Here is a 22,640-nt window from a genome sequence, read left to right on the forward strand (position 1 = left end):
AGGAATTCCATATTCTGGATAATTAAACCCGGGTTTCGCAACGCTTCACCCAAGCTTGTTATATTAACTAATTGGATGATCTTTATGATCATGATCTTTGATAAAGAAAGCAAGAATAGTAACGAGTAATAATGAAAGTGGTAATATCGATAAAGCAACCTGATAATCTACTATGGTATAGATATGCTCTCCTTCTACAATGCCACTATCACCAAAAGTATCCAGTAACTTACCAACCAGCGGTTGAAAAATAACACCACCAAGGGTTACTATCATGTTCGTTGCTGCAAATACCGTACCTGATAATTGGGCACCACTGCATTCTTTAGCCATAATAAATACGATAATTTCTGTTGCACTAAACACACCATACAAAAACAATAGGACATTCAAACTAGCATAGGATAGGCCAGGCCAATACAATACGATGCTAATACAAATCAAGGCTAAAATGGCACCTAAAACCAAAGGCAGCAAACGCCTTCCGGTATGATCCGATAAATATCCGGCAATAGGAGCACCAACTGCCCAACCCAAAAAAACTGCAGAGACAGTTCTGGCAGCCTCAACTTTAGTTAAATTGTGTGCTTGCTCCAAATACGTTTTTCCCCACAACTCACCAAATACAGACAACGATGTGTATAAACAGGCTCCAACAAAACCAATGACCCAAACTTCTGGAGCCATTAACACTTTAAGGACATTTCTAAAGAATTCGGGTAAAGGATGCTTATTTGACTGATGTCCTTCAGGTCCATCACGAACCACAAGAAATATCAATACACTCAATCCCGAACCTACAATGGCTATGAAGAATAATACATGCTCCCAACCGATGCTCTCAGACCATTCAGTAATCTTCACTTCACCATAGACTAACCCTAGCATTCCTAATGTAGTCATGAGACCCGCGACTAAAGAAAAATAACGTCTGGGCAACCAATGCAACGCAAGGGACAATACACCAACAAAAGCAAAGGAAGAGCCAAAACCCACTAAAAAGCGCCCTGCTCCCACCAAAAACATGGATGAAGTCAGGGTAAACATCCAAGAACCAACAGTACAACATATACATGCAAACGTTAAAAGCCGTCGGGGACCAAATCGATCCATGAGCATTCCTACAGGCATTTGCATGGGTGAATACGCAAAATAATATAAGGCAGATATTTGGCCAAAAGTGGTCGCTGAAATATGCCCCAACGCGATACTTAGTTCGGTCTGTAAAACCCCAGGAATAATGCGTAAGATAAATTCATAGCAATAAAAAATTGCCCCAACAAAGCATATAAACATGCCAAAAAACAATTGTTTTCTTGAAACAGTATCATTTAGGCGCATGAGCGTGAGTTTCCTTTAAAAAGAACGTTAATAAAGCTGCAATAAACATACTGATCGGTATAAAAGCCAGGGCAATGCGGTAATCAGTCATGTTGTATAATTTATTAACATTTTCTACAACCAATACTGAAGAAAGTGAAGCACCACTACGTAAGGAATAACTGAAATCTAATAAATGCCCTACTAAAGGCTGCAGCAACATACCGCCTAACATGACGATCATGTTGGTAAACGCCATAGCTGTACCTGCAGCCTCACCAGGACTCAACTCCCTTCCAACAGCAAATACAATTGCTTGCGCACTATAAAATAATCCTAGAAAAAACATAAGTATCTGTACATTAGTTTCAGTCAAACCAGGGAAATACAGAATAACCAACATAAGTACGGTGGCAACACTAGCACCTAAAAACATAGGCAGCTTTCTGCGCGCTATTCTGTCAGAAAAATACCCCATCAGCGGAGCACCTACAGTAAAACCTAAGAAAAGTAATGAATTCGCTAAGCCTGCAGCATGTGCTGATAGGCCATGAGCATTTCTTAAATAGGGAATTCCCCATAATTCAGCAAAAACAGTTGTAGGAAGATAAACCATACAGCCGTACAATCCATTAATCCATATTTGTCTATTACTGATTATTATATTTAAATCAATTAGACCTGTTCTAAAATTAGAAACCGTACCGCTTTGTCTGTATCGTCCTTTTTTATCGTGAATCCCTAACCATAATACAAAGGTTAATACAATCCCAAAAAAGGCAGTCATATTTAAGGTTTTAATCCACCCTATTTGGGTAACAAAGATCTCTAAAAGATTATCGCCTAGCATGGCACCTACTGTTCCTAAAGCTGAAGTGATACCAGAAACCATAGCGAGCTTATTTTCAGGCAACCAGATTGTAGCAAGCTTTAATACCCCCACAAACGCAAATGCAGAGCCTAATCCAACTAAAAATCGTCCTGAAGCCGCAACCCAAAAAGAGGTTGTACTGGTAAATAAAAAAGTTCCAATGACGCAAATCAAACAGGCAAAAGTTAATAATCTTCGCGGACCATACCGATCCATCATAATCCCTACAGGTAATTGCATGGGAACATATGCATAATAATATATAGATGAAATATGCCCAAAACCTGTGGCTGACAAATTAAAATGCTCACGCAGAGCAGTTTCCATTACACTAGGCGCGATTCGAAGCAAATATTCGTAACTGTAAAACACGGCCCCAAGACCACAAATAAGCCATCCAATTAATGCGTAATTTCTCCGGTTTTCAGAAAGCAAAGTAATCTCCTTAACTATTTGGTTAAGCAAAGGCACGCACTGTTATTTCAACAGTTAAAAGCACCCTTGGCTGTATAATTCACCTATTATCCTGAGCGCAACCCGATACATCTCATACGGCATACTGCTACACCTTGAGGCCTGCATTCAGGATGCTACTTTTATTCTAAATTACTACTTACTTGATTTGCGCCGCTTGCTATTGCAGCCTGAGCTACAGCAGCAGGAACTCGTTCTCTTAAACGAGGATCTATAGGCTTGGGAATAATATAGTTAGGACCAAAATCCCAATACGTAACACCTGGGTAATTATCCTTCACTACCTGGGGGACGGGCTCATGCACCAGTTGACGAATTGCTTCAACCGCAGCAATTTGCATTGATTGATTAATACACTTGGCACGTACATCCAACGCACCACGAAAAATATAAGGAAAACATAACACATTATTGACTTGATTAGGATAGTCACTACGTCCAGTAGCGATGACCAAATCATCACGTACTTGAAAAGCTAATTCCGGCCTAATTTCAGGATCAGGATTCGACAAAGCAAAAATAACAGGCTTAGGGGCCATTAATTTCAATAAATCGGCATCTAATAAATCTGGCTTGGCAACCCCAATAAAAACATCAGCATCAACGAGAGCATCTGCTAAAGTTCGACATTCAGTAGTACGAGCAAAAGCAAATTTATATGCATTTAAATCAGCTCGTCCAGAATGGATAACCCCTTTGGTATCCAAAAGTAACATATTTTCTTTATGAGCACCTAAAGCGACAAGCAATCGCATGGAAGCAATTCCTGCTGCTCCTGCTCCAATACACACGATTTTTGCTTCAGATAATTTTTTTTGTTGTAGTTCAAGGGCATTAAGCAAAGCTGCTGCAACAACTATTGCAGTACCATGCTGATCATCATGGAATACAGGAATGTTCAATTGCTCAATTAAAGCTTGCTCAATTTCAAAACACTCCGGAGCCTTAAGATCCTCCAGATTAATTCCCCCAAACGTGGGAGCAATACGTTTTGCTGTAGAAATAAATGCTTGCGAATCATGAGCATCAATTTCTATATCAAATACATCAATGCCAGCAAAACGCTTAAATAAAACTGCCTTCCCTTCCATTACTGGCTTACTGGCAAGAGGTCCAAGATCTCCTAAACCTAATACTGCAGTACCATTAGTCATAACAGCGACTAAATTTCCTTTATTCGTGTAACGATAGGCGTCTTCAGGGTTCTCTGCTATGGCAATTACAGGCGCAGCAACACCAGGTGTATAAGCCAACGACAAATCACTCTGAGAGTCAGTTGATTTGGTAACATGAACACCGAGTTTTCCAGGAGTTGGAAACTCGTGATAATCTAATGCACATTGCTTTAAAACTTCATTATCCAAAGTACTTACTCTCTTTCAAGTGAAAACAAAACCTAAGTAAGGCTTAAAATCCTACTATCCATTGCCCAATTCATTCTTATCCAAAGTGCCATAGGCACACAAACTTTGGCTATATACTCTTGCAGTGATTAAGAGAAACAGCCATGAAATGATGAGATTGGAACAAGAATTGGACGTCAAGAACCTATAAGCAACGCAAGTTAGCATTGCAGGAACAATCTGTCAATAAGTTATATTTCGAGTGAAGTATAATAAAAAGGCGCAAAGATAACGCGCCCTTATTTCTTTTCTTCTTTAGCAGCTTGATTAGAACGCTGGCTATAACGATCGCGGAACTTCTGGACACGACCCCCAGTATCCACCAATTTTTGCTTACCAGTATAAAAAGGATGACATTGTGAGCACACTTCAATGTTCAAATCTTTACATAATGTTGAACGGGTTTCAAATTCCTCGCCACAGCTGCATGTTACCTTAACTACTTTATAATCTGGATGAATTGATGCCTTCATAATACTACTCTCTTAGTTTTAAATGAGTATCGCCACCTGAACCCAATGCCAAGCACCATACCCGATACAAATGACGCAAGACAATAGCAGAAAAATTTCTGTAAAGCAATTTTTTATATTAAGCAGAATAGATGTTATCATCCCTTTAAGAGAACTCAAAACATATATTCATCATGAATGGTACGCAAGATTATGTGACCAGGAGCAACATTTAATTAAATGAATGCTTTAATTCTTAGGTTAATTTGTTATGTTTCTGCCAGCTTACTGTAATAATATAAACCATAATAAGAGTACGTGCTCTTCATTTTGATAATTATTAGACCAAAAATACACATAGCGAATAAATACTTCTTACAGAATTCTCATGATAAACAACTATTCCATATTTCTTGGTGTTTTAATAGGAATAATTTCTATCAATTTGTAACAAATTGACAATGTTTGGTCTACGCTTATAAAAACAAATTAATTTAACAGGAGTTAAAATGAAAAAACTGGCACTTTATAGGCTTGAAACACCTAATGACCTTGATATAAAAGATCGTCGTAAAATAGCCGAGGCTGTTAACCCTCTCTTGGCTGATACATTTGCCTTATTCGTTAAAACCAAGAATTTCCATTGGCATATGACAGGCCCTCATTATCGTGATTATCATCTTTTATTAGATGAACAAAGCGACCAAATTTTTGCAATGATAGATGTTTTAGCAGAGCGTGTACGCAAACTCGGGGAAAAAACAATTCATTCGATTGGGCAGATCAAAGAATTGCAAACACTTCAAGACGTTAATGAAACCTTATCAGCAGATGATATGCTGCATAATCTTCTGGAAGATAACAAAAGTTTTTTAAAAAATATGAGAAAAGTTCATGAAGTGTGTAGCAAGAGAGATGATTTTGCCACAACCAGCATCTTGGAAGTTTATATTGATGAGACAGAACGACGAATTTGGTTTTTATTTGAAACGTTACAAAATAAATAAAAAAGCACTACCAAACGAGCGTGTAGAAGCGAAGCGGAGTATCAAAGTCAATGCATTTATTCTTCAGACTCCGCTCGCTTCAGCTCAAATTATGAACTTACATTAAAATCCAGTTCAACCCAAACAGGTGCATGATCAGAAGGTCTTTCTACTTTGCGTGGTTCTTTATCAATAACGGATTGCCTACATAATCCATTCAGTGTTTGACTCAATAAAATATGATCAATACGCAAACCTCGATTACGCCTGAATGCAGCTGCACGATAATCCCACCAACTGAATACCTGCTCATCTTGAATAAAATTTCTAAAACTGTCATGCAATCCAAGTTGTAATAATTGTGTAAATGCTTCTCGTTCAGCAGGACTGACCAATACAGAACCGACCCATTCAGCAGGATCATGAACGTCGCGATCTTCAGGAGCGATATTAAAATCACCTACTACAGCCACATGGGGGAAAACACTCATTTGTAGTTGAATAAATGCTGTAACCTTTTGTAACCAATTCAGCTTGTATTGATATTTATCCGAAGTGAGTTCCGACCCATTGGGAACATATAAATTGATCAGCCGAATACCCGCAACAGTAACAGCCAAAATACGTCGTTGAGGATCATCGAAATCAGGGATATCAGTTAGCACATCAGAAAAGGGATATCGACTTATTACCGCAACCCCGTTATAAGTCTTCTGTCCTGAAAAGGCCACATGGTAGCCTTTCTCAGTAAACGCAGTCACGGGAAAATTTTCATCAAGCAACTTCGTTTCCTGCATAGCAAGAATATCCATCTGAGTCGAATCAAACCATTCTAATACTTGCTCCAGTCTTATCTTCAATGAATTCACATTCCAGCTTGCTAACTTAAGCACACCAATCTCCTTTATATTCAATGAGCAAAGGAGCATGATCAGACAAGCGTGCTTCTCGAAAAATACGACTGCCGACTATATCCCCAGTAAGACCAGGAGTTACTACCTGATAATCAATTCTCCAACCTACATTTTTTTCCCATGCGCGCCCGCGAAAAGACCACCACGTATATTGATCTTCTTCCTGATTATGTACACGGAATGCATCAACAAACCCCATAGCCCCAAACAATCCATCCATCCATGCTCGTTCTTCAGGTAAAAATCCTGAGTTCTTCTGATTACCACGCCAATTTTTCAAATCGATTTTTTTATGAGCAATATTATAATCCCCACACAAAATTAACTCTCGTCCCTCATTTTTTAATCGCATTAAATGTTCGGCAAACTGTTCGAGAAAACTGTACTTCACCGTCTGCCGCTCATCACCACTAGTACCTGAAGGTAAATAAAGGGAGATAATACTGAATTTAGGATAATCAAATTGAATATAGCGTCCTTCATTATCACAATAATCAAAGCCCATCCCTTTCACGATACGGCTTGGTTTGTGGCGGGCATAAATTGCCACGCCGCTATATCCTTTTTTTTGAGCTGAATAATAATCACAAAAATAATCACGAGGATAATACAGCTCTTCAGGAATTAACTGTTCAGGTTGAGCCTTCGTCTCTTGAATACAAACAAAATCAGCATCTTGCATTGCAAGCCATTCATAAAACCCATTACGTGCTGCTGAACGTATGCCATTGGCATTAAAACTAATTACTTTCATTTTTTTCACTCAATTTTATTATAGTCCGGATGAATGTGTACTTTGGAAATCACGGCAAATATTCTTGGAGTTTCGCTTCGACCAAGTTCAAATAAATTACTCACTTTTTTCTATTCAACTTAAGAGCAGCTCGCGCCAAACGTTCACCTAAATGCTTGGCTAAATTAATTTCATCCTGGCTAAGCGGTCGATCATTTGCCACACCAGAAACATGGGTTACGCCATAGGGTGTCCCACCGCTAACCGTATCATTTAAAGACGGTTCAGAATAAGGTACCCCCAATAAAATCATACCTTGATGCAACAAAGGCAACATCATACTTAACAAAGTAGTTTCCTGGCCACCATGCATACTTGCAGAAGAAGAAAAAACACATGCAGGTTTATCTACTAAATCACCTGCCAACCACAAAGATGAAGTACTATCCAAAAAATATTTCAAGGGAGCAGCCATATTTCCAAAACGAGTAGGGCTCCCTAAAGCAAGACCATGGCAATGTCGTAAATCATCCAAAGTTACGTATGGCGCACCATTATCCGGAATTGCCTTATCAACTGCTTCACACGTCGCTGAAACAGGTGGAACCGTTCTTAAGCGTGCTTCAATACCTTCAACACGTTCTACGCCACGTGCAATATATTGTGCTAATTGTGCTACAGAACCGGTTCGCGAGTAATATAAAACCAAAATATAAGGATTAGACATCAAACAACTCCATTATCTTCAACCTGCAAAGTAGTGAATTCTACCAGGCAAGCTAAAGGCGCCGCCACGAACTCAACTGCTTCTTTTAGATTAAAATTTAAAATCATACTTTAATTGGTCTTCCAATTTTTTTTCAATAAATTTAATTCGTTGATACAAAGATCCTCCTTTTTTAGGTTTTAGTGTTTTCAAATCAGAGACAATATCATCAGCAGAGTCATAATAATTCTTAACTGATATATGCGCGATAATTTTACTTACTGCGCTGACATGATGTCTATGCCAATGCCCTGAAATCATCCGCCCAATAAAAGAACCGAATAAACAATTTTCTTTGGTATAATCTATAAGCAACGCTTTGATTCTTCTGTGATTGGAATCTCCTTTGATTTTATTCCAAATCTTTGTATAAGCATCAGGGAAATCTAAAACAGATTTTGAACGATTAAAAAAGGAATATAATTTTACATCACCACTTGAAAAAGAAGAATGAGAATCATAAGTTACAGGCTTTTTTACTCTTTCCTCTATAAGCTCAAGATCCTCGCTTATCATTGTAGTAATAGAACTCGAATTATGTGACATTTTTTTCTCCTCCGTGAGAACATCTGTTCTTATGACCTACAGTTTAATCACATACCAAAATTCCAATTGAATCAAGCCCTATTACAATTGAACGAGAGGGAAGCAAATTGCCATAGTCCCGATTTTCTTTGTTCTGCTGCTCACATACTCCTTATATACCGCGTCTCGATACTCGAAAATCCAGTCATTTTGGCTCGCTTATTATACCAAGCACGCTTAATTTTTAGAAATAAAGATCTATCTCATTGAATCACTTGATTTTTATTTAAATGAGTGTGGAATCGCAGCCTTGGAAGCACGAAATTCTAAGTTAAAAAGTTCATTTGTTTTTGAAGAAATCATAGCCTAGGTGCAGCCGCAGCGGAACCTGGGATTTATTTCTATTGGACTCTTAATCCTGGGTTCCGCTGCGGCTGCACCCAGGTTACTTTAGTTTAAAGAATATAACGAGCTAAGTCTTCATCCGCTACAAGTTGTCCAAGATTTTTCTCAACATATGCTTTATCAACATGCACGGACTCGCCTGATTTGTCTGTTGCTTCAAATGAAACAACTTCCAATAATCGCTCCATAACTGTATAAAGCCTACGTGCACCAATATTTTCAGTACGCTCGTTCACTTGCCATGCTACTTCAGCAATACGTCTAATTCCTGTCTCATCAAAAGTTAACGTGAGACCTTCGGTTGCCATTAAAGCACTGTACTGCAGTGTCAACGATGCAGTAGGCTCAGTAAGAATACGTACAAAATCATCAACAGAAAGAGCGGATAACTCAACACGTATCGGCAATCTACCTTGCAACTCTGCAATCAGATCAGACGGCTTAGCTACATGGAACGCACCTGATGCAATAAATAAAATATGATCTGAACGAATCATGCCGTATTTGGTAGTAACCGTTGTCCCTTCAACTAAAGGCAATAAATCTCTTTGTACGCCTTCACGAGACACATCCCCACCACCCGCATTTTCGGTACGTCGTGCTACTTTGTCCAACTCATCAATAAAGACAATACCATTTTGTTCCACATTCTCTATGGCGCGAATCTTAATATCATCTTCGTTAATTAGTTTAGCTGCTTCCTCTTCACGTAAAATTTGCATGGCCTTACCAATAGTCATTTTACGGGTTTTCGTTCGATGACTGCCCACTTGTTGAAACATAGACTGTAATTGGCTTGTCATTTCTTCCATGCCCGGAGGAGCCATAATTTCAATGCCTATTGGTGTCGCTGAAACTTCTATTTCAATTTCGTTCTCATCGAGAATGCCCTCACGCAATTGTTTACGAAAAACTTGCCTGGCTGTACTGTCTTTTTCACTTGGTGTTAAGCTGCCCCGTGCAGGAGGAAGTAATACATCAAGAACACGCTCTTCGGCTGCATCTTCAGCTAAATGCTCCACCTTCTTCATAGCAAATTCACGTTCTTGTTTTACTGCTATATCCGCTAAATCACGAAGAATAGAGTCCACATCCCGTCCGACATATCCTACTTCGGTAAACTTTGTTGCTTCTACTTTGATAAATGGAGCACGAGCCAATTTAGCCAAACGGCGAGCAATTTCTGTTTTACCAACACCAGTTGGGCCAATCATGAGAATATTTTTGGGCATGATTTCATTGCGTAAAGCGGGATCTTTAATATTCATACGCCGCCAACGATTACGTAATGCAATTGCCACCGCTCTTTTCGCATCATCCTGGCCAATAATATATTTATCCAATTCCTGGACAATTTCACGAGGAGTCATCACTTCTCGGATAATCTCGCGAGGAGCTATTGCCTTGTTGTTATTTGTTGCCATGATTTAATTCTTCTATAGTTAAATTGTTATTGGTATAAATACAGATATCTCCAGCAATAGTTAAAGCTTTACGCACTATTTCCACAGCAGATAATTTTGTATTTTCCATCAATGCTCGCGCAGCTGCTTGTGCAAAAGGACCACCTGAACCAATAGCAATTAAGCTATGCTCAGGCTCGATTACATCGCCATTACCTGTAATAATTAAGGAAGATTTGATGTCTGCTACAGCAAGCACTGCTTCAAGCCGGCGTAACATTCTGTCTGTTCGCCAATCTTTAGCAAGCTCAACTGCAGCACGAACCAAATGGCCTTGATGCATTTCCAACTTGCTCTCAAAACGTTCAAAAAGAGTAAACGCATCCGCGGTACCGCCAGCAAAGCCAGCAATCACTTGATCTTTATAAAGGCGTCGCACCTTACGCGCATTACCCTTCATCACGGTATTACCTAAAGTTACCTGGCCATCACCACCGATAACTACTTGATTTCCGCGTCTTACTGAAAGTATGGTTGTCCCACGAAATTGTTCCAAAATTAAATCCTCAAATCAAACTGGAACTCCATACATGGGGATGATAAACAAAAAAACAAGGGGGCTCGAAATGAATAATTACTCATTGAGCCTTCCCAAATACTCTATACATTATTGAGGCTATCTATAGATGATTAGATGAAAAAGGATACCCCATGGGATAAATTTTCTAATCCAAGATGTTGTGCGATGCTTTGTCCAACATCAGCAAAAGTATCACGACGTCCAATAAAGCGGCTTTTAAGGTTTGGACCATGTACTAATACTGGAATATGTTCTCTTGTATGATCTGAACCAGGAAAAGTAGGATCACAACCATGATCTGCTGCAATAATAACCAGATCATCAGGCTTTAATAATGCATGAAGCTCTGGAAGACGCGCATCAAACTCCTCAAGCGCATGAGCATAACCAATGACATCACGCCGATGACCGTATGAGGAATCAAAATCCACAAAATTAGTAAAAACCAAACTTCCATCAGGTGCAGTCTTCATCGCAGTTAAAGTAGCATCAAACAGGGCCATATTACTGTCAGCCTTAATGACTTGAGTGATACCTTGATGCGCATAAATATCGGCAATTTTCCCTAAGGCAATGACTTCGCGACCAGCTTCTTTCAAGTAATCAAGTAAGGTTTTTGCAGGAGGTAACGTTGCATAATCCTTACGATTTGCTGTTCGTTTAAATGCTCCTGGTTGACCAACAAATGGTCGAGCAATCACACGACCGATCTGATATTCATCTACCAAAGTGCGCGCGATTTCACAGATATCATACAAACGCTGCAAACCAAAACTTTCTTCATGAGCTGCAATTTGAAATACACTGTCTGCAGAAGTATAAACAATTGGTTTACCACTTCGCATGTGTTCTTCACCTAATTCCTCAAGGATGGTAGTCCCTGATGCATGCTTCTCACCAAGTACACCTGGTAAACCAGCACGTTGAATGAACGCATCAATTAATTTTTTTGGAAAACAAAATGGTTGTTCGGGGAAATAACCCCATTCAAAGGTAACTGGAACTCCTGCTAACTCCCAATGTCCGCTTGGCGTATCCTTACCTAAGCTCTGCTCTACTGCATAACCATAATAGCCCATGGGTTCAGAAAAAGTGGACAATTCAACAAAACGCAACCCGCTACTGGCTAAGGCTGCATGATAAAGTCCTAATTTAGCAAGATTAGGCAAAGTTAACGGGCCTTGACGCAGCCCGTCCCTGTCACATTCACCGCGCTCGCATGCTTGATGGATATGAACAAAAGTATTAGCGCCAGCATCCCCATAACGAGATGCATCCAGACTCGCGCCTATACCAAATGAATCCATGAGTAATATACAAACTCGCCCTGTCATCTTAGCCCTCAATCTGTTCGCAACGTGTTTCTTTTAAACCCAAAAGCATGAGAAAAGCAATTAATAAACCTACAGGTAAAATAATTGCGGCATATTGATATGCACTGAGTAAATAGACAGGAGTTCCATTGAACATACGCATCCCGCCATGATTCGTTAATAAATAACTAAATAGATTCTGATACACAATATAACCGCCTTGAGTCAATATTGAAATGACACTTACAGCTGTGGCAGTCATTGCAGGTGAGCTACTTTCAGCAACCAGGGCGTAACTAATCACTTGTGCTGAAGTAAAGAAACCCAGTAAGAAAAACAAAAATGCCATGGTGCTATAAGAAACAGGGAGATAAAGCACCGCGAGTAACGTCAATAAGGAAGCAATGACCCCTATTTTCATAGGCATAACCCGTAAGCCCATCTTATCAGATATCCAGCCCACCAGAGGCGAACCAATAATCGACCCCAAAAATAACATGCCATTTACCATAGATGCTTGTGCCGTGCTGATCTCTAATCGTTGCACCAGATATAAAGTACCCATCATGGCACCAAATACGGCAATAGCCATATTCATTAAACTGGCATAGAATGCTGCCCGCAAATATTGGGTGTTTAAATAGGCTTTCTTGGCAGCTGAGATTACATTAATTGGTTTAACGACTTGCTTTACTGCAACTGGTGGTTTTTCTTTGATACAAAAAAACATCACGACCAACATGGCAAAACCAAGAATTCCCACATCTTGTACCGCTTGGCGCCATCCAACCAGAATAACCAATTGAGTCAATGGATATTGAGCCAACATGCCTCCAGCCATTGCCATGGTCACTATAGCACCGGTTACCAAAGCCATACGCTTTGGAGGAAACCAATGAGATGCTAAACGTACCGGTCCTAAGAAACAGAAGGCACTGCCAATGCCCGTAATAAACCGGCAAAATAAGGCCATGTAAAATGAATGAGAATATGCCAACAGAAAAGTACTGGCCACACACAAAAACATAGCGATTAACAAAGTATTTTTAATCGAAAACCGATCAAGCACCATTCCCGCAATAAAAAGAAACAATACATTGGAAAGATAGTAAATACTTGATAGCCAGGCCATTCTATCGGCTTGTATTTGAAAATCCTGCATGATATTTGCAGCGATGGATGCAAACATATTCCCCTGAATAAACTCATAAAAAAAGAATAAAGTCGCAGCAAAACATACCATCCAGGGTAATAATGACGATTTAATCTCGTTATATCCTTGAAACTCATCCACCACTTGCATTTTTACTCCTCAGCTTACCGCTTGCAATTTGTTTCGCGGGTTAGTAATACGGCGATTAAAGCCAAAACTGTAGTTATAGGAAACATCCACATGGCGTATTGAAAATCTGCCACAGAATAAGTTGTCACTACCGCATCAGCATGATGCGCTATTAACCAACCATAGAGCACTTGTCCTACGCCGCCACCACCCATAATAATTACTGAGGCGATACCTGTCGAAGCACCTGTGTTTTCAGCAGAATTGCTTTCAGCAATTAAGGGATAGGAAATTACCTGGGTGCTGGTAAAAAAACCTAAAGCAAAAAATATAATACTCAAAGTAGTTTGTGATAAAGTTACATCCAGGAATAACGGAATGACGGTGATAAGTGTGGCAATGGCCCCTAATATCATCAAAGGCTTACGTCGGCCTTGGGAATCAGATAACCATCCTGCCAAAGGGCAACCCACGACACTACCCATAAAAATTAAACTGACTACATTGCTGGCAGCCATGTCAGGTAAATGATGAACTGCTTGTAGGTAACTAGCACCCCATAATGCACATAAAACCATAATCGGCAAATTAAGAAAGGAAGTATAAAATCCTGCTAACCAATTTTGTGGATTGGATAAAGCCTTGATGAATCCAGATATTACTTGTTCCTGACTGGTAGATGCTTTCATTGGTGAGTCTTCAGGTTTATCACGAACCATCCAGTAAATCCAAAGCAATAATCCAGCACCTACTGCACCATCGATTAATAAAGCTTTACGCCATCCAAACAATTCATAGAGATAAGCAAAAGGGGTGTGAGCCATCATGCCGCCAACAAAAGCCATAGTCACTAAAGAACCAATAACAAGAGCCTGCCTTCTTGGTGGAAACCAATGTGATACCAATACCACACAGGATAAGAAGCAAAATGCATTACCTATCCCTGAAAGAAAATGACAGAATGAAGCGACAATAAATGAATGGGTTAAAGCAAAACCGACGGTACCTAAAACACAAATAAACATCGCGCTTAAAATAACTGTACGTGTAGAAAAGCGATCCAGGATAATCCCAGCAGGAAGAAGAAATAGAATATCAGCCCACAAATAAGCGCTGGACATCCAGCTTAATTGAGTCGCATCAATATGGAAATCATCTCGCAAAGGCTGATTGATTACATCAAAAATATTGAGCTGGAAAAATTCATAGAAAAAGAATAGCCCAGCTGATAGGCATACAACCCAGGCCATGAAGTCACCACGGGGTACAAAAGCTCTCGAATCCACTGTAAGAGATTGCGACACAGTTACTCCTTATGGCATAAAAAATTGCGCCCGAGTATATCAAAATTCTAAATGAATTGGTATCTTTATTGAACAAACCAAGAGCCAAGCACAGCAAAGAGAATTCATTCAAGGCAATCCTATTTCTCTGGTTGATTGACTCCACTTCTTACGTATTCTTTTCTACAAAAATTCTTTACAAAAACCGGAATACGCATCAATAAATAAGGTCTGTCACCAGAATATACTCGTTGAATGAAGAGCATTTTGGAAAATAAATCCGGCGCAACCTCATGTGTATCTTGTGGCCTAATTGCTAAATAATTTTCTCGGTTATTGTCCAACAAGGTGCAAAGATCTTCATTATGAAAAGCAAATTTTCCTCGGCCTCTTGAGTAAAATTGGGCTGAGAACTCAACTTTGAAATCCCAATAAATAAGGTAACTTCCTGGAACCGGACGTTGTTTTAACCATGCGGCAACTACAGACTTTTCCGTTTTGGAAACCGCTTTGGGGGCCATATTAAATGCAAGAGTTATCCCAAGGGCAAATACACCAACAATAATAGAAAGTCCTGTGATAAGTTGTTTTGCTTTTGCTACAGCACCAACACGTTGCCAGTATTCTATGAAAAACACTGAAAAAGCAGGAAGACTGGGAAAAATATAAGTATAAATAATGTTCCTGGAAAAAGTAAAAAAGAACAGTGGAATTACCGTACAAAGAAAGAAAAAACTCAGCCATCCATCGTTGTCGATAAATACTTTGCGGGGATTATGTCTGTACTTAATAAACCAAGCAGCGCCTAACAAACACCAAGGGAAAATACCAATCATGGCATAAACCCAAATCATCCCCCAAAGTTCCTGATGCGCATAGCCATACTTATCGCCAGTCCATCCTGGTTTTAAAAATCGATTTAAATTCTCACCAACAATAAAATAATTTAAGAAACCGGGCGTGCGTATTTCTGCCCAAATATACCAGGGAAGCGCAATAATAAGCATCAATAAGACACCTTTTATCCAAGGTAATCGTTCCCATAAATTACGCCATTGATTCCGTAATAAAACCCAAAAAAATATCGGCATTCCTGATAAAACGACAGCAACAGGACCTTTTGCTAATAACCCTAATCCCAAGCCTATAAAAAAAACATAAGACCAGAGTTTGCTCCCATCAACGATTGCCCGCCAAAAAGCAACTAAGACTAAGGTAATGCAAAATACCAAAGACGGATCGGTCATCACAGTTCCTGCATCAACAAAAAAATCCAAAGTTCCTGCAAGCACTACAATTGTGATCATTGCAATCACAGATCCACTATGCTTTTTAGTTAAACTCCAAATAAGCCATAGTGTTGCCAAAGATAAGAGCAAGCCTGGCAAACGAACTGCAAACTCATTAATCCCCAAAAGCTTCATTGAAAAAGCAGACAACCAGGTAGACAAAGGCGGTTTCGCCCAAAAAGGAACTCCGTAGTCATGCAGCGGGGTTACCCAATCCCCGGTTTCCAGCATCTTGCGAGCAATCTCTCCATATCGTGCCTCAGACACATCATTTAGAGGAATAAAACACATGGAAATAATACGACAAATAAGAAGAAAGATTAATGCAAACCGTGCATTCTTAAAAAATTGACGGTTCAACTGTTTATCGTGTTCAATATTCAAAACAGACCTCATTAAAAAATTTCCCCTTTTGCACCGTATGCAAGCTGTATGAAATACATGCGCTTTTCCAAACTCTCTTGATGAAGCGCGCTTTTTAAAAAATGACAGAATATTACCCATTATTTAAATTAATACAATTTTTTTATTGCTTATTGATAAAAAATAAACCAATTTGAATACTCAATAATGAAGTTAACCTGATGAATTTCCTCGTGTTTTATTAAAAGACTAAAATGTATAATGAAAATACATGACGAGCGGTTTACTTTAGTTTACACTGAGGTCTTGTAAGAAGAACTTACATTATCAATCCATTGGAAATTTTGGAGACTAACATGACGTTTGTATTAAAGGATCTAAGTGAATTAAGAAAACATTTTGACGATACCGTTCAAATCATATTGAAACGCGAACATAAAGGAAAAATTGAAGACCTTCCTAACAAAAGAAAATTCGAACTTCAATTTCTAAGTTCCATCCTCGAAAAATTAGAAGAACAATTAAAAGAAAAACACACCGTCTCGACTACAAATCTTGTAAATGTATTTTACGGTGCCATGTTAACCGTAGTGCAAGATATTGAAAATAATCGTGGTATGCTGGAATCATCAGGGCTGCTTAACGCTCGTCTAATAGATGCAATAGGCAACGGAGATGATGTCAAAGCAGAAGACAAACCTGATCTATATCAAATCGCTAAATTCTATACTGCCTTGAATGCGTTTTTGAATCACGTTTTTATAGAAAATGATTCTCGTAAAGGCTTTGCAAAAAATCACATGTTGGCCGCTGTTCCAACTGAGAACTTAAGCAAATTAATTCAAACCTCTTATAAACTGGAAAATGAGGCTCAGAGAGCAATAGTTGCTTCTTTTACAACTGATGGAGATACCGCTGTTGACCTCAGTCAATATAAGGCCAAGAAAAAATCTCCACCCTCTGCAACAGACCGATTTGGTAGTTGGGATAAACTCAATGCTGATCTTGATGAATTAATCAAAGATGAACTTGCTGATAAAAATGTTTCTAAGATTGAAAAGTTATCAAAAGAACGTGTTGCTCAGTTTCATTTTCTAAATGCTATAAGAAATACACTGAAAACCTCAGCAATCAATGAAGCAGAACGAGTTGCCATTCTCGCTGGAGCAATGCATCTGGTTCGTCAACAAATCAAAGCCGTTTATGATGCATCCTATCTTTCAAAAAAAGAAAATTCTGTTGTGTTCACAGGATTAAGTAAGCTTCTTGCTGTAGATGTAGTAAACGAACAAGATGTTGAGTCGTTGGTTACCTCAGCAACCCAGTTTATACAATTCATGACCGTAGCTCCAATGAAAAATGACAAAAAAGCAATTCGTAGTATCCATATTTTTTCATCAATTGCAGACTTTAATTTAAAAGCTACTTTCAATTTGTTGATTGACATGATCTACGCTTGTCGTACTGAAGCACTAAACGATGCGGTTGAGGAATTTAAGAAAGAAACTAAAACACCTGAAAAAACCTCTAAAGGCGGTTACTTAGCTTCAGCTTTAGGTTATTTTAGAGCCAAGAAAGATGAAGAGTCAGAAGAGGAAGATGATGTTCTAGAACATAAAAGTGGCACTCCTGCTGCAACCCACTAATTCTAGCCTTCACGTTTTTTTAACTTGAATCTTCGATAAGGCGGCAAATAATTTTCATTTTGCTGCCTATCTACTTAAAGATTTTAATAAGCACTTCACTTCAGATAAGCCATTTAGGCTAATTTTTTGTTACAATATCATTTTTCCCAATTTGTTTTACCTTGTACTCATGAAAATTAAATTAATTATTAAAGAGATATCGTTCGTCCTAATGCTTCTCATAGTAAGTCATAGTGCCAATTTTGCATATGGACACAGCTTTTCTGGGAACACGGCTAACAACAGCAATGGTATTACAAACTCAAAAAATCAAGCTCAAGAGGAGCCCAACGATAGAAAAAAAGAATCCTCTATAAAATTACCTTTTAAAAAAACGGTCTCCATAACTATTGATGATCTTCCTTTTGTAGGCGAGTCTCGAAATTTTCATTTGAATATGATGATCGATACCATGACTAAGGAGCAAATTCCTGCTACAGGGTTTATTATTGCCAGTGAAGTACGCAAAAATAACTGGGAAATATTGCATAAATTTCGCGATGCCGGGTTCGGATTAGGTAATCACACCCTCACCCACGCCAATTTAAATAAAATGGATACTGAAGGGTACATTCAGGAAATTCAAGAAGCAGACAACATTTTGCTTCCTGTTTTAACTGAACCTAAATATTTTCGTTATCCTTATTTAGCCATGAGTTCCGGTCAAAAAAAAGAAGACATTCTCTGTTATCTGGCGCAAAAAAATTACCATGTTGCCCCTATTACTATAGATTCCAAAGATTTTGTCTTTAATCAACGGCTCTTATCAGTCCCTGAAATAAAGCGACGTGCCTATCTTGAAGAATTGAAACCCTTTTATCTTGATTTTATTTGGCAACAAACTCTCCGTGCGGAAGAACACAATCAATTTCATCAAAATCCCGAGCAAGCGCAAATTTTGCTGATCCATGCCAATTTACTTAATGCTTATGTTTTACCAGATATTATCCATTTATATAAACAAAATGGGTACGAATTTGTTCACTTGGAAGAAGCATTGAAAACATTTAAATCTCCAGTCCAATGTTCCCGATCTCATATGCTTGCACAAAACAAAAAACGACATCAGCAACGAAAGAGAGCTAAAGACAGAGATGCTGATATTGAGACATTTGTTGAATGGGATTAAACCAAGAAAAACAATTGAAGCCGTAACAAGCATACTAAAGCACAACAGACTTTCAACCGCTTTTCTAGGTTAAAAGATAAGCAAAATGAATTCATTGAAAAATAGATACATTGTTGCAGGAACTATTCTACCCGTATTAAACTTTGCTTTTCATATATGCTTAAAAGCATAAATTTTGGTAAAATTTTAGTCTTAACCTAATATGTAGGTACTCAAAAACGGATTTGCTCTAAAAACAGGGACAGAACTTTGAAATTCATGCAAGCTAAAAAGACAGCGTTCACCTTAGTTGAACTTTTGGTGACCTTACTATTCGTGGGTTGCTTTGGTTAGAACAGTTCCCTCCTTAAGCAATATGCTTACGAATAATCGCCTTACAAACCAGCCCGGACAAAATATGAAACACCCACTCGTGCCTGTCGAATTACTGCACGTTCCATAGGTGCCAGAGTTAATACAACAGTGATGTTACAAAGTACAATACAAATACAACAATAGGTAAAACTCATGATGCACCATGTACGAAGACAAGGATTCACCTTAATTGAATTAATGATAGCCGTACTTATTATGGCCATACTGGCTACAACAGCCTATCCTTACTATACCCATTTCGTGCTAAAATCACGTCGTTCTGATGCTATGGCCACATTAGCGCAAGATCAGATCACTCTCGAACGGTGTTATTCACAAAATTTTTCTTATAATGCTCCTTGTGGCTCATTACCTGCATTTCCGCAAACATCTGCTCAAGGTTTCTACAATATTAGCTTATCTAATGTAGGGTCAACAACCTATACACTAACAGCAACACCAATTGAGAGTCAGGCTAAAGATACAACCTGTGCCAGTATGACAGTAGATCAATCTAACGCAAAAACTGCAGTAGATTCATCGGGAACAACCCAAACCATTTGTTGGAATCCATAATAACAAATTGAATCGGAATCAGACTTCCGTATTCGCTATCTCATAATCACATCCTTGCCGACGTCCCGTGACTTGTTCACGGGAGCCAGTGTTTTAGCACAGATCGTCTGGATCCCGCGAACAAGTCACGGGACGTCGGAATAAAAAGCTAGACTATTTTCAGCATCGCAATGACCGCAATAAAAAATTTACTTTACAAAAAAAAACCGATTCTCTACTATCCCAGTCAACGGAAAGTCCAACTTAAAAATAAAATGGAAATTTTTTGCTTTTTCACAGGCATACTCTATCTATATACCTTTAATCATTCTTTACCCTTAATTACCTTACTCTTTTTTTTCATCAGCCCAAAGTATTCCTTAATTCTGTTTTTTATTTTAGGAGTCACGATGGCAGGATTGCATCAAGCTCTTGTTTCTCCCAAAGGAATACCCAATGTGACCATACTCCCTAAAGTAACAGTGCAAGGAACAATTGCATCAATTCCAAATCAAGATTTTACCAAAACACAATTTTTATTTGCCCTCGAACAATACAACCATCATCCAGCACAAGGATTAATCCAATTATCCTGGTATAACAATGCTCCAAAATTACACACAGGACAACGCTGGCAATTCACGGTCAAATTAAAAAAGCCTCGAAACTATCTTAATCCTGGAAGTACAGATTATGTAGGCATGCTTGCTGCACGACACATCCAGTGGACCGGTTATATTCTCTCCCAAAACAATCAATTGCATGCAGAGGCACAACCACGTTTTAATTGGCTTCTATTACGTGAACAATTAGGAAATAAACTCAGCCAATTAGCACCAAATCAATCCACTGCAGGAGTTGTTGAAGCATTAACTTTAAATTTAACTACCCATATTAGCCAGCAAAATTGGGATTTATTTAGACGTACGGGCACAATCCATCTTTTTGGGATTTCAGGAGAACACATTGCATTGGTATCGGGGATGATTTATTGGCTGGTGCGCTGGCTGTGGTCTAAAAGCTCCCGATGCTGCTTGTTTATCCCAGTACCCTATATTGCCAGTATTAGTGGTCTTTTAGCTGCTTTATTCTATGCCTTTTTAGCAGGATTTGCTCCACCGGTACAAAGAGCATTAATCGGGTGTTTCTTTTACACCCTCTACTGCTTAGGAAAACAACGTTTTTCGACTTGGCAAATATGGCGTTACGCTTTGTTTGGCGTTTTATGTATTGAACCACATGCAGTATTTATGCAAGGATTTTATTTTTCATTTCTTGCAGTGGCGTGTTTGCTTTTAACCCAACAACGTTGGCGATTAAAGGGTTACAAAGGAAATTTAGCCCTACAATTAAGTTGCTTAATTGGGCTCATGCCTTTAACCCTGTATTGGTATTCTTATGGTTCAATTAATGGCTTTATTGCAAATTTATTTGCTATTCCTCTAGTTGGTCTTTTAATCGTCCCCTTAGCATTAATCGCTATGATACTTTGTTCATGGACTGTTGCTGTTCCATTAATGAAACTCTTATCCTTGCTGATTGCCTTGTTATTTAAAGGATTACACTTAATTGAACATTTAGCGCTCATGAACCTTAATTGGTCTATTTCTCATATTGGCTTGGTTGTAATCTTAATGGGAGCCTTATTAATATGGGTTCTATTGCCAATTAAACCCTTTCAATGGATTGCAGTGTTGTGGATGCTACTCCCATTTTTTCCACCCCGTGTTGTACCATTTTCAGGAGAAGCAGTAATTGATATTTTGGATGTTGGCCAAGGTTTGGCAATTGTCTTTAGAAGCCGACGCCATACTCTGATTTATGATACTGGAGATCGATTTTTTCAAGGAAATGATTTAGGGAAAATGGTGATTTTACCTTATCTTAAGACCTTAGGAATAAAAAAAATTGACTTTGTAGTCATTAGTCATCCAGATAAAGATCACCGTGGCGGACTCAATTCGCTTGAAAAAGAAATACCAGTGGAGCGGTTATTAGTCAATGATCCTCATTACTATGATCATGGTGTGAGCTGTCATGATTACCCGCAGTGGAACTGGGATGGTGTTTCTTTTCGTTTCTTGCCGATTACAACTCACTTTAAGAATAAAAATAACAACTCGTGTATTCTCCAGATAAACACCAAAGCCGGAAAAGTATTATTAACAGGGGATATTGAAAAAATAGCCGAAGATTATTTAATAAAAACTTATGGAGAAGAGCTTGCCTCTGATGTTTTAATTGTTCCTCATCATGGCAGTAAGACTTCCTCTTCTTATCGATTTTTACTTGAAGTTGCACCACACTATGCCATAGCTTCTTTAGGCTTTGATAATCGTTTTCACTTTCCTCATGCCAAAACTTTGGCAAACATGAAATCATTAAATATTCCCTTTTATAGAACAGATCAATGCGGTATGGTACAACTTGTCTTGCCGGCCCAAGGGGAAATAAAAAAACCTGTTTGTTTTAGCGGTCTTGATGTAACCTAAGCAAAATAAGTGCAGCAAAACCCGGTTTTTCTTGCCAGGGATAAACTTCTCAACCCAGGTTAC

The 22,640-nt window shown here is 38.7% G+C and carries 20 protein-coding genes; 5 read left to right on the forward strand and 15 right to left on the reverse strand.

Annotated elements, in window-relative coordinates:
* Nucleotides 1-63: 63 nt before the first annotated feature.
* The 4 genes from A8O27_RS05250 to rpmE form a co-directional block, all read right to left on the reverse strand.
* Nucleotides 64-1,341, reverse strand: a complete 1,278-nt coding sequence (locus A8O27_RS05250) for an MFS transporter (RefSeq protein WP_058460085.1) — start codon at nucleotides 1,339-1,341, stop codon at nucleotides 64-66.
* Nucleotides 1,328-2,626, reverse strand: coding sequence for an MFS transporter (locus A8O27_RS05255; protein WP_058460084.1), 1,299 nt, complete (start codon nucleotides 2,624-2,626; stop codon nucleotides 1,328-1,330). Before A8O27_RS05255 ends, A8O27_RS05250 begins: the two co-directional genes overlap by 14 nt.
* 161 nt (nucleotides 2,627-2,787) lie before the next feature.
* Entirely contained in the window at nucleotides 2,788-4,029 is a 1,242-nt protein-coding gene (locus A8O27_RS05260; protein WP_058460083.1) for a malic enzyme-like NAD(P)-binding protein, read from the reverse strand.
* Nucleotides 4,030-4,307: 278 nt separating this feature from the next.
* Nucleotides 4,308-4,541, reverse strand: a complete 234-nt coding sequence (gene rpmE, locus A8O27_RS05265; protein ID WP_058460082.1) for a 50S ribosomal protein L31 — start codon at nucleotides 4,539-4,541, stop codon at nucleotides 4,308-4,310.
* 488 nt (nucleotides 4,542-5,029) lie between these two features.
* On the opposite strand from rpmE, the gene A8O27_RS05270 reads away from it, so the two are divergent.
* Entirely contained in the window at nucleotides 5,030-5,527 is a 498-nt protein-coding gene (locus A8O27_RS05270; RefSeq protein WP_058460081.1) for a Dps family protein, read from the forward strand.
* Nucleotides 5,528-5,616: 89 nt separating this feature from the next.
* Here A8O27_RS05270 and xth read toward each other — a convergent pair whose 3' ends face one another.
* The 10 genes from xth to A8O27_RS05320 all read right to left on the reverse strand — a co-directional run bounded on the left by xth (nucleotide 5,617) and on the right by A8O27_RS05320 (nucleotide 16,395).
* Nucleotides 5,617-6,399 (reverse strand): exodeoxyribonuclease III, encoded by a 783-nt coding sequence (gene xth, locus A8O27_RS05275; RefSeq protein ID WP_058460080.1) that lies wholly within the window; start codon nucleotides 6,397-6,399, stop codon nucleotides 5,617-5,619.
* Nucleotides 6,392-7,174, reverse strand: a complete 783-nt coding sequence (locus tag A8O27_RS05280; RefSeq protein ID WP_058460079.1) for an exodeoxyribonuclease III — start codon at nucleotides 7,172-7,174, stop codon at nucleotides 6,392-6,394. Before A8O27_RS05280 ends, xth begins: the two co-directional genes overlap by 8 nt.
* A gap of 100 nt (nucleotides 7,175-7,274) precedes the next feature.
* Nucleotides 7,275-7,880 (reverse strand): NAD(P)H:quinone oxidoreductase, encoded by a 606-nt coding sequence (gene wrbA, locus A8O27_RS05285; RefSeq protein WP_058460078.1) that lies wholly within the window; start codon nucleotides 7,878-7,880, stop codon nucleotides 7,275-7,277.
* Between the two features lie 90 nt (nucleotides 7,881-7,970).
* A complete protein-coding gene (locus A8O27_RS05290) occupies nucleotides 7,971-8,465 on the reverse strand; it encodes a DUF5617 domain-containing protein (RefSeq protein WP_058460077.1) in 495 nt (164 codons plus the stop codon).
* A gap of 434 nt (nucleotides 8,466-8,899) precedes the next feature.
* Nucleotides 8,900-10,273 (reverse strand): ATP-dependent protease ATPase subunit HslU, encoded by a 1,374-nt coding sequence (gene hslU, locus A8O27_RS05295; RefSeq protein ID WP_174223916.1) that lies wholly within the window; start codon nucleotides 10,271-10,273, stop codon nucleotides 8,900-8,902.
* Entirely contained in the window at nucleotides 10,260-10,808 is a 549-nt protein-coding gene (gene hslV, locus A8O27_RS05300; RefSeq protein WP_058460076.1) for an ATP-dependent protease subunit HslV, read from the reverse strand. Before hslV ends, hslU begins: the two co-directional genes overlap by 14 nt.
* 134 nt (nucleotides 10,809-10,942) lie before the next feature.
* Entirely contained in the window at nucleotides 10,943-12,166 is a 1,224-nt protein-coding gene (locus A8O27_RS05305; protein WP_058460075.1) for a phosphopentomutase, read from the reverse strand.
* A gap of 1 nt (nucleotide 12,167) precedes the next feature.
* A complete protein-coding gene (locus A8O27_RS05310; protein ID WP_058460074.1) occupies nucleotides 12,168-13,448 on the reverse strand; it encodes an MFS transporter in 1,281 nt (426 codons plus the stop codon).
* 14 nt (nucleotides 13,449-13,462) lie between these two features.
* Nucleotides 13,463-14,731 (reverse strand): MFS transporter, encoded by a 1,269-nt coding sequence (locus tag A8O27_RS05315; protein WP_058460073.1) that lies wholly within the window; start codon nucleotides 14,729-14,731, stop codon nucleotides 13,463-13,465.
* A gap of 119 nt (nucleotides 14,732-14,850) precedes the next feature.
* A complete protein-coding gene (locus A8O27_RS05320) occupies nucleotides 14,851-16,395 on the reverse strand; it encodes an ArnT family glycosyltransferase (RefSeq protein ID WP_235810546.1) in 1,545 nt (514 codons plus the stop codon).
* Between the two features lie 323 nt (nucleotides 16,396-16,718).
* Between A8O27_RS05320 and A8O27_RS05325 the strand changes: the two genes are divergently transcribed.
* Both A8O27_RS05325 and A8O27_RS05330 read left to right on the forward strand, forming a co-directional pair.
* On the forward strand, nucleotides 16,719-18,008 hold the full coding sequence (locus tag A8O27_RS05325; RefSeq protein WP_058460072.1) for a hypothetical protein: 1,290 nt from the start codon (nucleotides 16,719-16,721) through the stop codon (nucleotides 18,006-18,008).
* 169 nt (nucleotides 18,009-18,177) lie between these two features.
* Nucleotides 18,178-19,176 (forward strand): polysaccharide deacetylase family protein, encoded by a 999-nt coding sequence (locus A8O27_RS05330; protein WP_058460071.1) that lies wholly within the window; start codon nucleotides 18,178-18,180, stop codon nucleotides 19,174-19,176.
* A gap of 374 nt (nucleotides 19,177-19,550) precedes the next feature.
* On the opposite strand, the gene A8O27_RS19300 is transcribed toward A8O27_RS05330, so the two are convergent.
* Nucleotides 19,551-19,685 carry a hypothetical protein gene (locus A8O27_RS19300; RefSeq protein ID WP_259293080.1) on the reverse strand — a complete coding sequence of 45 codons (135 nt, stop codon included), beginning with the start codon at nucleotides 19,683-19,685 and terminating at the stop codon, nucleotides 19,551-19,553.
* 1 nt (nucleotide 19,686) lies between these two features.
* On the opposite strand from A8O27_RS19300, the gene A8O27_RS05335 reads away from it, so the two are divergent.
* Together A8O27_RS05335 and A8O27_RS05340 are read left to right on the forward strand one after the other, a co-directional pair.
* Nucleotides 19,687-20,106: a type IV pilin protein gene (locus A8O27_RS05335; RefSeq protein WP_058460549.1), complete on the forward strand. Its 420-nt coding sequence runs from the start codon at nucleotides 19,687-19,689 to the stop codon at nucleotides 20,104-20,106.
* Between the two features lie 254 nt (nucleotides 20,107-20,360).
* Complete coding sequence (locus tag A8O27_RS05340; RefSeq protein ID WP_058460548.1) at nucleotides 20,361-22,577, forward strand: DNA internalization-related competence protein ComEC/Rec2; 2,217 nt, start codon at nucleotides 20,361-20,363, stop codon at nucleotides 22,575-22,577.
* Nucleotides 22,578-22,640: the final 63 nt, after the last annotated feature.

This window comes from Legionella bozemanae (assembly GCF_001648595.1).
GTDB classification, from domain to species: Bacteria; Pseudomonadota; Gammaproteobacteria; order Legionellales; family Legionellaceae; genus Legionella; species Legionella bozemanae.

Bases quoted from the DNA above. Each gene is read 5' to 3' on its own strand.
- hslU (WP_174223916.1), bottom strand. From the start codon at position 10,273: ATGGCAACAAATAACAACAAGGCAATAGCTCCTCGCGAGATTATCCGA.
- A8O27_RS05325 (WP_058460072.1), top strand. From the start codon at position 16,719: ATGACGTTTGTATTAAAGGATCTAAGTGAATTAAGAAAACATTTTGAC.
- wrbA (WP_058460078.1), bottom strand. From the start codon at position 7,880: ATGTCTAATCCTTATATTTTGGTTTTATATTACTCGCGAACCGGTTCT.
- A8O27_RS05335 (WP_058460549.1), top strand. From the start codon at position 19,687: ATGCACCATGTACGAAGACAAGGATTCACCTTAATTGAATTAATGATA.
- A8O27_RS05280 (WP_058460079.1), bottom strand. From the start codon at position 7,174: ATGAAAGTAATTAGTTTTAATGCCAATGGCATACGTTCAGCAGCACGT.
- A8O27_RS05290 (WP_058460077.1), bottom strand. From the start codon at position 8,465: ATGTCACATAATTCGAGTTCTATTACTACAATGATAAGCGAGGATCTT.
- A8O27_RS05310 (WP_058460074.1), bottom strand. From the start codon at position 13,448: ATGCAAGTGGTGGATGAGTTTCAAGGATATAACGAGATTAAATCGTCA.
- rpmE (WP_058460082.1), bottom strand. From the start codon at position 4,541: ATGAAGGCATCAATTCATCCAGATTATAAAGTAGTTAAGGTAACATGC.
- A8O27_RS19300 (WP_259293080.1), bottom strand. From the start codon at position 19,685: ATGAGTTTTACCTATTGTTGTATTTGTATTGTACTTTGTAACATCACT.
- A8O27_RS05305 (WP_058460075.1), bottom strand. From the start codon at position 12,166: ATGACAGGGCGAGTTTGTATATTACTCATGGATTCATTTGGTATAGGC.
- A8O27_RS05320 (WP_235810546.1), bottom strand. From the start codon at position 16,395: ATGAGGTCTGTTTTGAATATTGAACACGATAAACAGTTGAACCGTCAA.
- A8O27_RS05250 (WP_058460085.1), bottom strand. From the start codon at position 1,341: ATGCGCCTAAATGATACTGTTTCAAGAAAACAATTGTTTTTTGGCATG.
- A8O27_RS05270 (WP_058460081.1), top strand. From the start codon at position 5,030: ATGAAAAAACTGGCACTTTATAGGCTTGAAACACCTAATGACCTTGAT.
- A8O27_RS05340 (WP_058460548.1), top strand. From the start codon at position 20,361: ATGGAAATTTTTTGCTTTTTCACAGGCATACTCTATCTATATACCTTT.
- A8O27_RS05330 (WP_058460071.1), top strand. From the start codon at position 18,178: ATGAAAATTAAATTAATTATTAAAGAGATATCGTTCGTCCTAATGCTT.